The 14,317-nt window shown below is 50.7% G+C and carries 12 protein-coding genes; all 12 read left to right on the plus strand.

What is annotated here, in order from left to right; translation table 11 throughout:
* Positions 1–132: 132 nt before the first annotated feature.
* Positions 133–1,269: a PDZ domain-containing protein gene (locus KOO62_08435; protein ID MBU8934022.1), complete on the plus strand. Its 1,137-nt coding sequence runs from the start codon at positions 133–135 to the stop codon at positions 1,267–1,269.
* Between the two features lie 124 nt (positions 1,270–1,393).
* Positions 1,394–2,365, plus strand: a complete 972-nt coding sequence (hprK, locus tag KOO62_08440; protein MBU8934023.1) for an HPr(Ser) kinase/phosphatase — start codon at positions 1,394–1,396, stop codon at positions 2,363–2,365.
* A gap of 144 nt (positions 2,366–2,509) precedes the next feature.
* On the plus strand, positions 2,510–4,231 hold the full coding sequence (locus tag KOO62_08445; protein ID MBU8934024.1) for a peptidylprolyl isomerase: 1,722 nt from the start codon (positions 2,510–2,512) through the stop codon (positions 4,229–4,231).
* Between the two features lie 2 nt (positions 4,232–4,233).
* Positions 4,234–5,538, plus strand: coding sequence for a peptidylprolyl isomerase (locus KOO62_08450; GenBank protein ID MBU8934025.1), 1,305 nt, complete (start codon positions 4,234–4,236; stop codon positions 5,536–5,538).
* 2 nt (positions 5,539–5,540) lie between these two features.
* Entirely contained in the window at positions 5,541–5,789 is a 249-nt protein-coding gene (locus tag KOO62_08455; GenBank protein ID MBU8934026.1) for an RNA-binding S4 domain-containing protein, read from the plus strand.
* Positions 5,790–5,964: 175 nt separating this feature from the next.
* Positions 5,965–6,654 (plus strand): endonuclease V, encoded by a 690-nt coding sequence (locus tag KOO62_08460; GenBank protein MBU8934027.1) that lies wholly within the window; start codon positions 5,965–5,967, stop codon positions 6,652–6,654.
* A complete protein-coding gene (locus tag KOO62_08465; GenBank protein ID MBU8934028.1) occupies positions 6,617–7,888 on the plus strand; it encodes an amidohydrolase in 1,272 nt (423 codons plus the stop codon). The genes KOO62_08460 and KOO62_08465 overlap by 38 nt, the downstream gene beginning before the upstream one ends.
* A complete protein-coding gene (locus KOO62_08470; protein MBU8934029.1) occupies positions 7,885–9,363 on the plus strand; it encodes a hypothetical protein in 1,479 nt (492 codons plus the stop codon). Before KOO62_08465 ends, KOO62_08470 begins: the two co-directional genes overlap by 4 nt.
* Before the next feature lie 108 nt (positions 9,364–9,471).
* A complete protein-coding gene (locus KOO62_08475) occupies positions 9,472–10,389 on the plus strand; it encodes a hypothetical protein (GenBank protein ID MBU8934030.1) in 918 nt (305 codons plus the stop codon).
* Position 10,390: 1 nt separating this feature from the next.
* Entirely contained in the window at positions 10,391–11,392 is a 1,002-nt protein-coding gene (gene tsaD, locus KOO62_08480; GenBank protein MBU8934031.1) for a tRNA (adenosine(37)-N6)-threonylcarbamoyltransferase complex transferase subunit TsaD, read from the plus strand.
* 215 nt (positions 11,393–11,607) lie between these two features.
* Positions 11,608–12,879: a hypothetical protein gene (locus KOO62_08485; GenBank protein ID MBU8934032.1), complete on the plus strand. Its 1,272-nt coding sequence runs from the start codon at positions 11,608–11,610 to the stop codon at positions 12,877–12,879.
* A 35-nt stretch (positions 12,880–12,914) separates the two neighbouring features.
* Positions 12,915–14,237, plus strand: coding sequence for a terminase family protein (locus tag KOO62_08490; protein ID MBU8934033.1), 1,323 nt, complete (start codon positions 12,915–12,917; stop codon positions 14,235–14,237).
* Positions 14,238–14,317 lie beyond the last annotated feature (80 nt).

A 14,317-nucleotide genomic window follows, 5' to 3' on the forward strand; every position in this document is an offset into this window, starting at 1 on the left:
CAAGTTGAGTTCTGCATCACGCCTGTCAATTGAACTACTATCGATTCCCGATACTCCTGCAACCAAATCGTACAGCTTCCGTATAACCGAATAGAGAATGCAATAAGCTGAATATTTGGGAGATGTGAACCTATGAAGAAGATAATTGTCACGTTGTCGATTATGGGGTTGGTGCTGATTCTCGCGGTCGGACATGCACTATCGGGGTCTCGTTCCAGTTCGGATCGAGGTTGGCTTGGTATCTCTATGCAGTCGGTTGACTATGATCTGGTGGAAGCTTTTGAACTGGATGTCAAGTACGGTGCGATTATCAACGATGTTTTTGATAAATCGCCAGCCGAGAAAGCCGGGCTCCAGGAAGATGATGTGATCATTGCCTTCAACGGCGAGAAGGTCACTGATGGTGAGGATCTGACCGATCTACTTGACGATACCAAAACCGGTGACAAAGTTGAGTTGACGATTATTCGCGACGACAAAACTCTGACTCTCAAGGCTGAACTTGGGGAGCAGCCACCCCGTCGGAAACTATCCAAACGTAATGTCTTTCGTCACAATGATGGCGTGTTCTATAGTCATGGTACTCATGGATACATCGGGGTGAAACTGATTGATCTGACCAAGCAACTTGGTGAGCATTATGGGGTTAAGGATGGCCGTGGAGCGTTGATCATGGATGTTGAAGGAGATTCCCCGGCCGAGGAAGCTGGTCTTAAGGCGGGAGATGTGATCATCGAAGTTGATGGTGACGAGGTCTTCGACGGTGATGACGTTTCGGATATCATTGGTGATATGGAAAAAGGAAACCTGGCCGCAGTCAAGGTAATGCGAGATGGTAAGGAATCTGAGTTCAAACTTACGGTTGTTGAAACCGATGACCAACGGTTTGATCGAATTTTTGGTCCTGATATCAGTGTCGTGATGCCTCATCATTCGGGGCGTTATCTCCACCGTAGTGATTTCGACTGGGACGAATTTGAATTTGATTTTGATTTCGATGATTTTGCCCACGATTTTGAACAACTTGAACACCTTCAGCATCTTGATGGTTTAGGAGAATTGGAAGATCTGGATGATCTCCTTGAGGAACTCGGGCGAATGAAGATCGATTTGAAACATGATGTACGTGGAGCTACGAAGGATGTGCACCGATTCCGAATGGATGAAGATGAGCTTAGGGATGATATGAGAGAGCTCAGGGAAGAGCTCAAAAAAATGAATGAAGAGTTGCGTCGGGATCTTCGCGACATTCGTGACCGTCTCGACTGAGAAAATTCCAAGCACTGCAACACTGCCTGGAAATCCTCCTCGTATAGACCCTGCTCCGGCGGGGTCTTTTTTTACTGAGTTTGATACTTGCGCAGGGGGCATGTACTTTCATATACATATTAGCATGTCAGGAATAACGGTCGAAAAACTATATACGGCGCGCAATCAGGATTTGGATCTGACCCTTCTTAACAGCAGTACAGCGGGGTTGAATAAAACAATCCACCATCCGGAGTTACACCGCCCGGGTTTGGCACTGACAGGTTTCTTTGAGCGTTTCGCCAATCGACGTGTGCAAGTGATTGGTGAGACGGAGATGGCCTACATTAATCGGCTATCTGTCGAGGATTTGGAGAAGATATCCGGTCGGTTATTTGAGTATGACGTTCCAATGGTGATCATTTCCAAGGGTATTGCTCCTCCGCCCGAGTTTATTGAGGCGGCCGACCAGCATCGCACCGGCGTATTTTCCAGCCGCCTGACTACGGCGGAGTTAATTAATCGTCTCAGTGCTTACCTCGATCATCTTTTTGCTCCGACGATATCGGTGCACGGTACGCTGGTTGATGTGTATGGAGTGGGGTTGCTCTATACTGGCAAGGCCGGAATTGGTAAGTCAGAAGTTGCGCTCGATCTGATAGAACGCGGGCATCGGTTGGTGGCTGATGATACAGTGCAAATTACGCGGACGGCACCGGATGTGGTGATCGGCTTTGGATCGGAGTTACTTGGCCGGCATATGGAAATTCGCGGGGTAGGGATAATTGATGTCGAACAGCTTTTTGGCATCCGTTCAATCCGTCTCCAGAAACGTATCGAAGTAGAGGTTCATCTGACACTGTGGTCTGAGACCGAGGACTATGAACGGCTTGGTATTGACGATCGCAAGACAGCAATCCTGGGAGTCCAGCTTCCGATCATCACTTTACCGATCTCGCCGGGCAAGAATATCACAGTTATCTCAGAAGTCATAGCAATGAACCATATGCTGAAAGTGTATGGCCAGAACTCGGCACTTGAGTTTACCAAGAAACTGTCTCAGCAGATAAGTCGTCGAACGGTAGCCAGGGATTATCTGGAATCCGACTACGAATAGCCACTTTACATATTTCAGGAACATTCAAAAGAGGCTTGGCGTATGACCGTATGTTATGTATAATATTGGTCTTGCCGTTGTCTGGGAACCCCAACAGTGGCGATGTTGTATGATAGACATGGAACCGATGGAGGACAATACTCGATGCGAAAAAGTTATCTGATTGGTCTGTTTGCCTTAGCGGCTATACTGCTTACCCTGACCGGTTGCGGTACAAATGACGATGTTTTAGCGGTGATTGGTGACTATGAACTTACTGCCGATGAATTTGAAAGTTTCTTTCGGCCGGGATACGCATTTTCATCTGCCGAAGATGAATTCGAGAAACGCAAGGAAGTTCTGGACACTCTGATTGTTACGCGATTACTGGTTCAGGGTGCGTACGAAAAGGGAATCGACCGGCTGGAAGAACTGGCTCGGGTAGTTCTGGCCAATAAGGATAAGTTACTGGTGGATGTTCTGGCTTTCCGAAAAGTGAGTGAGAAATCGGAGCCGTCACTGGCCGAGATGAATGCATTCTGGGAGAAACAGGAATTCAAGGTCCGGGCATCACATATCCTTGTGTCCGATGTTGATACCGCCCAGATGCTGATCGAGCGTATTGAAGCCGGGGAGAATTTTGAGAAACTGGCACACGAGTATTCTATCGATCCTTCAGCAAGTAAAAACAAAGGCGACTTGGGGTATTTCACCTGGGGAAATATGGTGGATGCTTTTCAGGAGGCTGCCTGGGCTATGGAGCCGGGTCAGGTTTCTCCACCGGTGAAGACCCGTTATGGCTATCACATAATCAAAGTTGTCGATCGTTTGCCCAACGAATACCGAACCGATTTTGAATCGGCGAAAAATGAAATCAAGGATCAACTTACTTCGATCAAACGACGTCAACTGGGGGAAGCTTACTTTGAGGATATCAGGGGACGTTATGTGATCCGGATTGATACTGCCACCTGTGACTACCTGATGCACAAGAGGGAAATGGTTTATCCTCCGCAACTTCTTAAAACTTTACCTCGGAATGACTTTGACCCTGAGCAGCTTGATCGTAGTGAGAGCGAATTGGTTTTGGCCACTTGGAATGGAGGTCAGATGTCAATCTCTGAGTATCTGGACCTGGCCCGCAACGTGCCTTCCAATTTGAAGCCGGACCTGGATGATTACGACTCGCTGGCGACGGTTGTTTTTAATATGAAGCTGAGCGATATCCTGATCCTTGAGGCGCATAGCGATGGGATAGACAATGACCCTATGTATCTGGACAACGTGCGGCTTCTCAAGGAACTATCGATGGCGGACTTAATGAAGAACGATTCTATATCTACTTTACCGCCGCCTGATGATGAAGCCATCCGGCAGTATTATGATGAACACGTCGAGGAGTTCACCGACCCGGCGCGAGTCCGTGTCTACGAGATCCTGCTCAGCGATGAGCTCAAAGCTCAGAAGTTAGCCAAGGAAATAAAGTCGCGCCAGGCGTTCAAGAACCAGGCTATGGATCTGACCGAGCGGCCCGGAAAGCGCGCCGAGGGTGGCGATTTGGGTTTTATTGAGCGGCAGTGGTTCCCGGAAATCTACGATGTTGCAGTAGAAGCCGCATTGGGATCAATCGTCGGGCCGATTCCCAATGGTGGCAAGTACTCGGTAATCTTTGTAGAAGATCGTATCGACGCTGTACTTAAAGATTACTTGGGGCAGAAACGAATAATAACGCAGATGATCACGTCGCAACAGAAGGCCGATGCGATCACGGCCTGGGTCAACGAGCGGAAACAAGCTACTTCGATAGAGATCAACGAAGATGCGATTCGGGCGACAATTAACATGGAAAAGTATGCTGCTGTTCCCGAGCAGAGTGACAACCAGTAAGTATGACTACGATGGAATTTGGAAAAACACTTGTTCTGGTGATTGGTTGTCTGTTGACGGCAACATGCTCATGGGGTCAGCGGGAGCCGGTTGATAAGATTGCCGCCATTGTTGGTAACAAGGTCATTCTGGCTTCAGAAGTGGCTGGACAAGTACAGATGATTGCTCTTCAGTCGGGGCAACAACCGAGGAATGAAGAAGAACTGCTGCAGTTGAAGAATGACGTTCTGGAACAGATGGTTTCCGATCGTTTGTTTCTGGTAGCGGCAGAGAAGGATACCTCGATTTCGTTGCGTCCTGAAGAAATAGACCGGGCGCTTGAAGAACAGGTAGCTCGCGTCTCCCAGAATTTCGGCAGCAATGACGATTTTTTAGCCGCTCTGGCTGCCGAGGGTCTCACTCTGCGCGACCTGAAGAAACAATATCGCGGGGATATTGAGGGCCAGTTGCTCAAGCAACGTTTCATTTCTAAGCGTCTTCAGACAGTTTCGGTTTCGCGCCATGAGACGGAAAGTTTTTTCCACGATTTCAAGGATTCCATTTCCAGCCAACCGGAAGCGGTCAAGCTGGCACATATTCTGATTCGCATCGAGCCATCGCAACAGGTGGAGGATTCGGTCGAAGCCAATGCTACCAAACTGCGCCAGTTGGTTCTTGATGGAGCGGATTTTGCAGCCATCTCAGCTCAGCACTCCAGTCTGGGGGCTGGAGCCAGTGGTGGTGATCTGGGTTACATTGCACGCGATGACGTGGTGCCGGAGTTTGCCCGTGCAGCCTTCAGTTTATCTGTTGGCGACATCTCGGGTGTGATCCGTACTCAGTTTGGTTATCATGTTATCAAGTGTGAAGGTAAGCGTGACGATCGCCTTTGGCTGCGACATATCTTACTTTCAGTGGTGCCGGGAACTGACGATACGCTTCGAGCGCATAAGCTGGTCGATTCGCTCATTGGAGAAGCCAACGGGGGTGGTGATTTCGAAGCTCTGGCTAAGGCCTTTTCGACTGATAATACCACTCGTGCCCAGGGAGGTGAGTTGGGCTGGTTTGCTGCCGAAGAGCTACCCGTTGAGTTCGCTTCAGAGATAAGAGGCTGGAGTACTCCCGGCGAGCAGCGTGGGCCAATCATATCACAGTTCGGTCTGCACATTCTCAGGTTGCTGGACTACCAAGCCGAACGTCAGTTCAATCTTGAAGATGACTTTGACGAGCTGAAACAACTTGCTCGCCAGGAGAAGACATCCCGGTTGATTGAAGAATGGGTCGATGAAATCAAGAGTCACACTTACATCGAATATAGACTTGAGTAGCCATGCGTCTTGATGATTATCTTTCTACGGTAGGGGTTATCAAGCGACGTACTGTCGCCAAGGAAATGGGGCAACATGGTCTTCTGGAAGTTGGTGGTCGTACTGTCAAGCCAGCCTATCAAGTGAAGATCGGTGATATTGTGCGGATCAAGGGAAGCCGTCCGCAGGTGGTTGAAGTGGTGGCTCTACCGACCGGCTCTGTTCCCAAGGACCAGCGCGATAAGTATTACAAGTCTATCGATCCACATTAGTTAGACTGACCGAGCGGCCGATCATCCGGTCCATTTCCTGTTATCCATCCGAGGCTTGACACCAGGGACAGGTTCTGCCTATGTTGCTGAGAGCCGTTTCGCATTGTGTTTGAGGTCTTGGTGAAGCAGCGCTGATTGTTGCTTCCTGTGCGTTTGGTAAAAGAGGACCAGTCTAATGGATTTCGATGACTCTATAAAATGGCCCACATCGCAGCCCGAGGCTCACGGACTACAGGAAAAAATATCACGGCAGGTGACGCTGATGCCGATGAACGATTCTCCGCGGCTCATCGCGGCGGTGGATACTGCCTATGGTTTTGGAGGACAGAATATCTATGCATCGGCAACGGTAACATCTTTTCCTGAACTTGAGGAAGTAGAACAAATATCAGGCTGGGCCGAGGTTAAGTTCCCATATGCCCCGGATTTACTGTTTTTCCGCGAGGGGCCGGTGATGGTCGATGTTTTGTCCCGTTTGCAGAGCTCGCCTGATGTACTCATCATTCATGGCCACGGTATTGCTCACCCCCGACAGTGTGGGGTCGCTGGTCATATAGGGGTACTCTTTGACCTGCCGACTATTGGTTGTTGCCGTCGGTTACTTGACGGACACCATCACGAGGTCGCACCGCGTAAGGGGAGTTACGAATCCATAGTATATAGAGATAAGGAAGTAGGCGTGGCGTATCGCAGTAAAGACAATGTTAAGCCGATTTTCATTTCACCGGCTCATCTGAGTGATCTAAAGACAGCCCAGGATATCATTGTTCGGAATCTTCGAGGCTTCCGACTTCCGGAGCCGTTGCGCATGGCCCATTCGTCAGCGAATGCGTACAAACGATACATTGAAAAAGGGCGTTACTGAAGTAGTGAAAACAGTATACAAGCGAAGCCGGAAATCAAGAGTGCGGACGGAGATATCCGATATTCTCCGTCTGGTCGCGAAGCAGAGTCGTCGCCAGGTGACGATTCGTCGGCATTTCCATAAGCACCCGGAACTGTCATTCGAAGAAATCCAGACTACAGCCTATATCCTCAAGGAGCTTAGAGCTGTCGGGTTGAAGATACTCCCGGTCTCTTCAAGGACAGGTGTGCTGGCGGAACTGAACGGGGCTTTGCCGGGACCGACATTAGCCATACGAACCGATATTGATGCTCTGTCTGTTGCGGAAATGACGGGACTTCGTTACCGATCCTGCCGGGATGGAATTATGCATGCCTGTGGTCATGATGTTCACATGGCAACTGTACTTGGGGCGGTCAAGGTTCTGGTCGAAATACGTGATCAATTGCAAGGGAAAGTACGTTTTATTTTTCAGCCCGGAGAGGAATCGCCACCGGGTGGAGCGCAACCGATGATCGCCGACGGTGCCCTGAAGGATGTCTCGGCTATTCTCGGTTTGCACGTTGATCCGCACTTAGCGGTCGGTAAGATCGGTTTGCGGGATGGGGTGACGATGGCCTCGGTGACGGATTTTGATCTGATCATCAGTGGTACCGGCGGTCATGCGGCGCGTCCCCAAACTTCGGTTGATGCAATTGTTGTTGCCGCTGAGGTTGTGGAATCAATCCAGAAAATTGTATCGCGGGAGATTGACCCCATAGCTCCGGTAGCAATTACTTTTGGAAAGATCGCAGGGGGTACGGCCCGGAATGTTATTGCTGATCGGGTGGTACTCACCGGCACCGCGCGGGCGCTCTCCAAGGCAGCCTCACGCCGACTACCGAAGTTGATCAAGCGTACCGCAACGGGGGTATGTAAGGCGCGTGGCGCCCGAGTCGAGATGGTGACAATGGCTGGATATCCGGTGTTAAGTAATGATGCCAGAGTGAATCGACTACTGGCACGAAATTACCAAACGCTGTTTGGGCGGAACAAAATCGCCAAGACAGAGCCAGTGCTGGGGGGAGAGGATTTTGCCTGCTACCTGCAAAAGGTGCCGGGGGCGATGTTTCGACTGGGTGTGAGGAACAAGAATATCGGCGCCGATCAACCCTGGCACTCTTCACGATTTATAGTCGACGAGGAATCTATGCGTTTCGGAACCGCCCTGTTGGCGGCAACGGCCATAGATTTTCTGTCTAACGGGTTTAGATGAGTTGTCTCTGCGCTCAATGGTTGTGGCTGCTGATCAGTTTTCTGGTCATGGGTGCCTCGGTGTCGGCTGAGTTTTATCGGGGGCAATCTGTAACATGGTCTAATTTTTCTCACATCCGGCAGATTACCGCTTCGGTATCGCACGTCTATTTTCTGACCACGCGTGGAATCATTATCTATGACAAGGAACAGGATGTGTGGAAAGACCCATTTACGAATCACGAGGGGCTTGATGATTGGGATATACAGCGTATCTGGGTGGATAACTTTGGGGACAAGCTATTTGTAGCAACTTCGACCGACCTGCTTGAATATGATATGTTGATTGATAAGTGGTTCGAGGCTTTCGGGACTCCGGATCTTGATAAGCATGAGCGACATATTCCTCCGCCCTCAATCATGTACGCTCCGGCTGGTTTCCATTATGATGGTGGCACAGGACATCTCGTTGATAGCTGGGCACGGTTTTTTCAGTTTGTTGATGTTCTTGATGACGGGAGTGGTGAACTTTGGATTGGCGCCTGGGATTTTGGTGTGCTGACGGCCGGTAGCATATCCCACCGCCTCGAGTTGCTTCCTTTCGGGCTTCTTCAAGACAGGGTTAACACTATCTATCAGGACGATGGCGTTCTGTGGGTGTCCGGGGCAATAACTAGTGATTCTCGTTCGGGTCTGACCAGATTCGATCTTGATGGTTTGGAGTTTTCGTACGTCGAATCAGGAGTACGGCCTGAATTTCCCGGAGATGATGTCAACTGTCTGACTGGCGATGATGACCACATCTATATTGGTACCCCTCTGGGACTACATATCCTGGACCGACAGACCGAGCGGGTCAGTCGAAGTTTTTCCACCATTGATGGCCTCAACAGCGGCAATGTGCTGAGTATTCTCGCTTTCGGTGATACGCTGTTTGTCGGTACGGCGGAAGGGCTTGCTATGATTATGCTCGACGGCGACTCGTCACAGGTTGTGAGGCCAACACAATTTGCCAATGCTATTGTGTATGATCTCGAACTTGTGAATGGTTCTATCTGGATTGCGTCGAGTATCGGATTCTACCGCATCAAGTTGGGAACCGGTGAAATTCAACGATATATTGATCCGGATCATGTTCTGTTCGGCGATGGTTATGATATTGAGGTCTATGACCAGTATTTGTGGTTTCTGGCTGATGGTGGTCTGGTTCAGTTGGACACGAAGACAGCAGAATCTCGTTCATACCAGAGCGTAACTGAGCGGCTTACCGCCAATGATCTGGCCGTCAATGATACCATCGCGGTAGTGGGTACAAACAATGGCTTCACCATTTTGTTTCATGCGAATAATCCTCCGTACACTCGCGATTTCACGACGGCCGATGGCTTGCCGTCCAATTACATATACTCGGTCGTTTTGGATTGTGACTATCTCTGGCTTGGCTCCGACAAGGGGCTGACTCGCTTCTTGTGGAATAATCCTGAGCGGGTGGACTGATTGTTATTGGATTGACGTTTGAAGTTGATTGCTCATCGGGTATTACTTACTATTATACATGTGGACGCTTCGATCTGATGACACGGTGATACAGACTGTGGAGACAAGATGGCATTGATTCTGGAGAATTCCTGGTTTAAGTTGATCGCCGTGGTAATGGGTCTTCTGCTGTGGTTTCATGTAGCCACTGAGAAGGAGTACAACCACGAGATACATCTTCCGGTAACAGGGATCACACTGGGTGATTCACTGACGCTGGCCGAGCACCCTCCCGAATCGCTGTTGGTGGTTGTATCCGGTACCGGCAAGCAACTGCTGCGTCGTGGCTGGCGTCACCAGGGTTTGCGTATAAATGCTGCCCAGTATCGAAGTGGTCAGTACACTGTTAATCTCAGTACTACCAATACAGCTCTGGCTGATATCTCGCATTCTGTCATTCTTGACGAGATAATTTCTCCGGGTTCCGTAGTGCTGGAGATTGATTCACTTACGAGCAAAGAGGTGGATGTATACCTCGATTTGGTGACAGAACCGGATGAAGGTTTTGCGGTTAGCCGGATAGTAGGTCCTGAGCCGAAGCAGGTCACCATTGAAGGTGCACGATCGTTGTTGCGAAGGACCACAGCCATTAGCACGGTTCGAAAGGAGCTTGCCGGCCTGCGGAGCAATATCAGCGTTGTTCTGTCGTTGACTGAGGCAAGAGGGTATGATATAAGTCTGGAGCCGGACTCGGTGGTAGTGAAAATCGAAGTGGTGCCGGTCAAAACGCGGGTGTTCACGTCGGTTCCCATCGTTATCTATAATGCCACGCTCACAGAAGAGGTTCGTATGACTCCGACTATGTTGGATATCGAACTGACTGGTCCCCCTGATGACATAGACCTCCTGAATGTCAATGCCCTGGTTGCTTCGGTTGATTTCCTAAGTCGCGACAGTGCTGGCTTGGCAGACATCAAGATCGAATGCCCTTCGCATTTTCGGGTTCGGCATTCTTCTGCTCAAACCGTGCGTTTTTCGGAACCTTAGCATGTTGGTGCTGGGTATCGAAAGCTCATGCGATGAGACAGCGGTTGCGGTTGTGAGGGACGGTCGCGAGATTCTGTCGAACGTAATTCTCTCTCAGGCCGATCACGCCCGATTTGGTGGTGTGGTTCCGGAGATCGCCGGTCGGGCACATCTCAGAACGATAGTACCGATTTACCGTCAGGCGTTGGAGGAAGCGTCGGTTTCTCTGGATGACATTGATGTGGTGGCGGCAACGATGGGCCCGGGGTTGGTCGGAGCACTGTTGGTCGGACTGACATTTGCCAAGGGATTGGCCTGGGCGGCAGGCAAACCGTTTGTCGCGGTCAATCATATGGAAGGACATCTCGCGGCCAACATGGTACAACATCCTGACCTCAACGAGCATCATTTAACGCTGATAGTTTCCGGCGGTCATACGATGCTGGTCGAGGTGAAGGAATTTGGCGAGTATGACATTCTGGGACAAACTAAAGATGACGCCGCTGGTGAAGCTTACGACAAAGTAGCCAAACTACTTGAGCTTGGTTATCCCGGAGGACCAAAACTTGATGAACTGGCTCAGCAAGGTAATCCCAATTATGTCAAATTCCCCCGAGCCATTATTAGGGAACAGAGCTACCAGTTCTCTTTCTCCGGTGTCAAGACAGCCGTGGCGATGCATGTCCACAAGCTTAGCCCTGAGGAATTGGTACATCATCGAACTGATATTGCCGCTTCGTTCCAGGAAGCGGTAGCCGAAGTGCTGGTCACCAAGACGGTGCGAGCCGCTCGCGAACGGAATATCACCGATGTGACCCTATCGGGTGGAGTGGCGGCCAACAGTCGTCTGCGAGCATTGATGCGGGAGAAACTGGATCGCGAAGGGAAAAGGTTGTTTTTCCCTGATACCAATCTTTGTACCGATAATGCTGTGATGATCGCGACGGTCGGTTTCTATCGTTACGAGAAGGAAGGTCCGGGTGAGTTCGTCGCCAATGCCGTACCCTACCTTAGATTGGAATAACGGTCAGTAATTACAAACAACTATCAGGAACTCAAGCTATCAAGGGAGTGGTAGCTGGAGGGCGAGATACGTCCGTGTACGATATGAGTCATGTTTCCAATGGGTGGGGACGGAGTTGAAACCGAACATATAGTTGTTGCTCTGTAGTCGATCAAATTATCTACCAATTTGATGCAGTTTCATGGTCATGTCTGCTTGAAAAAAGTGAGGTGACTATGAGCAAAACTGAAAATGGGGCGAGATCAGAACAATGTGGAGCACTGTCTGTTGACGAACTGGCGGCGGCTACAGCGGTGGCTCCGTCGCGGACGTTACGAACTGCGGATCGTATCGAGAGTATGCTCAAGCTGAGCGCAGATGATATCTCGTCGGGCCGTTACGGAATTATGCTGTACCGGTTTCTAACCGACCATGTACCAGTCATCAATTCCTGTGTCTGGACGTGGACGCGGTTGTCAGCAGCGCCGGGAAGATTTCGGGTTATATCAGCAACCAATCCGGCTGTGAGTCGTCGGGCCGAGGAGCGGCTGGAGAACCTCATGGATAATCTCTATCAAGGTGCTCACCTGTCAACGGCCGGGGGAGCCGGGTTCCTGGTTGATCTATTCACGGGGCTGTACCGTGATGGGATGTATGGCGGATTTCTCACGGTCAGAAAGGATGGCAGCGGAGTTGATCGCTTCCTTCCGGTAGATAGCTCTCGCATCGGAATTGGCGAAGGGTCTGGACGGATGCAACTTGTTTATGATCTTGATGATCGAACATATAGTCTGGACCGACCGGATTACTATCACCTAAGCCTGGCGGGAGCAAGCGACGGTAGCCCCGGTCGGTCAATCCTCAAAGCAGTGCCAACGGTAACATATATTGAGCAACAACTCGTTGATGATATGCGTCGGGCTTCTCATAACAGTGGGTTTCATCGATTACATGTGAAGATCACTCCCCCGGAGCGTATGGCCGGTGAGTCGGACAGTGCCTTTACTGACCGCATCAACCGGTACTTTGATTCCACCGTGTCGATGATACGTTCGTGCGATGTGGACGACAATCCGGTTACGTGGGACAATGTTGCGGTGGAATATATCGGCCCCAGCGGTAATCGGAGCGTGGTCAATAGCTGGTTTCAGAATCATCGCTCAATGGTGGAGGAGATTTGTTCAGGGACCAACCTGGCTCCATTCCTGTTAGGCTATTCTTACGGAGCAACCACGACCTGGTCAGGATTTAAGTTCGACATGGTTATGCGACAGGTGGCCACAGTCCAGGCCCAGGCGGCCCGGTTCCTCGAATGGATAGCGGGTATTGATCTGGCCCTGGCTGGTATTGACACTCAGGTTCGGTTCGAATTCGACAACACCTTTGTCTATCAGGCGACCGACAAAGCGACTGTGACGACGAGCCGGATTGACAACATCATCAGATTGTACGAGGCTGGTTTGATTGACAAAAAAACCGCCACTACTCAGGCTGGAGAGGCGCTGTAAACCAGTCTGCTGGAACAATTGACTGGCGACGCGGATTGTCTGACCCATCATATTTTGCTGAGGCGGTACTGGGGATCAAATTGCACCCAGGACAGAAAAGCTGGCTGGGTGGAAGCGGTGAACGTGAGAATACACTGGTGACGGGTAACCGGTGGGGCAAATCATTCGTTTCAGCAATCAAGGTGCTGCACCATGCTATCTATCGGCCACGACCTCTCAAGTACGATCACAGCGGTCGCTATCGTATTTGCACTGCCTCGATTACACAGGACCAGGCCAGTATCATCTTTGATCAGGTTGTACGTCTGGTTCATCAATCGGCGATCCTGCATCCGTTGATGACCTCGCACACACGTACGCCCTATCCCCGGATGATATTCGGCAACGGAGCTACAGTAGAAGCCCGCTCTACACAGAATCGGGGTGAGTATCTGCTTGGGAATGATTATGATCTGTTCATCTTTGACGAGGTGGCCTTTGAAACTGACCCGGAGTATGTGGTCGAGGAGGTCATCCAGATGCGGTTGGCGGATCGCGAGGGGCGGCTTGATCTGGTATCCACACCCAACGGGAAGAACTGGTTCTATCGCCGTGTTCAGGACATACTGGCGAAGCGACGACCCGGTTATGCGCAGTCAGGAGACAGCCGGGAAAACAACTACATCTCGCGTGACTTCCTCGATGAACGGGTTCAGTATTTCTCGGAACGACGGTTACAGCAGAATATCATGGGGCAGTTTGTCGATGCCGGAGGGGAGATTCTCAGGGGGGCTTACATTGATGCGGCCCTGGAGCGACATCGTCGCTCTATGTCCCACTCACCTCCTGTCTTAGACTCTGTCGAGAACGAGAACAAGGGCACCTTATTGCTTTCGGGGTGGGACTTGGCGAGAAAACGAACTGCCACAGTAGGCGTAACCGTGGCTGTGTTCGAGGGGCAGGCACGGATGGTGGCGTTGGAACGATTTCGCATGTTTGACTGGCGGATTGTGATCGAGAAGATCAAACAGCGTCAGCTTGATTATCCCGGTCAGTTGGTGATAGATGCCACCGGTCTTGGCGATGTTGTGGCGGAACAAATGTCAGAGTACAATCCGTTGTGTGTCATATTCACGCCCGCCACCAAGGCGGAGCTGCTGACGAACGTCGAGCTGTTTCATGCCCAGGGAAGGATTGCCTATGAACGTTGGGAACTGCCTGATGGTCCCGGACGGATCTGGTCATTGGAGGACGAGTTGCGTTCGGCCCGATGGGATGACAACAACCAATGTGATGCTCTGATGGCTCTGGCGCTGGCTCTGTGGCCTTTGCGCCGACGGAGCAGGATATCGGTGGAGCCGAGAGTGGCCATGCTGTGAGTGGACGTAAGAGCTATTGCTCACGACTGGGTGACGAGCGTGAGCAACGCGTCTATCGGACAAGAAAACACCTCCTGAGT

This window comes from Candidatus Zixiibacteriota bacterium (assembly GCA_019038695.1).
Lineage (GTDB): Bacteria > Zixibacteria > MSB-5A5 > GN15 > FEB-12 > B120-G9.

What these genes read in the sequence shown, in the direction of transcription:
- KOO62_08450 (MBU8934025.1), top strand. Translation starts at nt 4,234, where the DNA reads ATGACTACGATGGAATTTGGAAAAACACTTGTTCTGGTGATTGGTTGT.
- KOO62_08460 (MBU8934027.1), top strand. Translation starts at nt 5,965, where the DNA reads ATGGATTTCGATGACTCTATAAAATGGCCCACATCGCAGCCCGAGGCT.
- KOO62_08470 (MBU8934029.1), top strand. Translation starts at nt 7,885, where the DNA reads ATGAGTTGTCTCTGCGCTCAATGGTTGTGGCTGCTGATCAGTTTTCTG.
- tsaD (MBU8934031.1), top strand. Translation starts at nt 10,391, where the DNA reads ATGTTGGTGCTGGGTATCGAAAGCTCATGCGATGAGACAGCGGTTGCG.
- KOO62_08465 (MBU8934028.1), top strand. Translation starts at nt 6,617, where the DNA reads ATGCGTACAAACGATACATTGAAAAAGGGCGTTACTGAAGTAGTGAAA.
- KOO62_08475 (MBU8934030.1), top strand. Translation starts at nt 9,472, where the DNA reads ATGGCATTGATTCTGGAGAATTCCTGGTTTAAGTTGATCGCCGTGGTA.
- KOO62_08445 (MBU8934024.1), top strand. Translation starts at nt 2,510, where the DNA reads ATGCGAAAAAGTTATCTGATTGGTCTGTTTGCCTTAGCGGCTATACTG.
- KOO62_08485 (MBU8934032.1), top strand. Translation starts at nt 11,608, where the DNA reads ATGAGCAAAACTGAAAATGGGGCGAGATCAGAACAATGTGGAGCACTG.
- hprK (MBU8934023.1), top strand. Translation starts at nt 1,394, where the DNA reads ATGTCAGGAATAACGGTCGAAAAACTATATACGGCGCGCAATCAGGAT.
- KOO62_08455 (MBU8934026.1), top strand. Translation starts at nt 5,541, where the DNA reads ATGCGTCTTGATGATTATCTTTCTACGGTAGGGGTTATCAAGCGACGT.
- KOO62_08435 (MBU8934022.1), top strand. Translation starts at nt 133, where the DNA reads ATGAAGAAGATAATTGTCACGTTGTCGATTATGGGGTTGGTGCTGATT.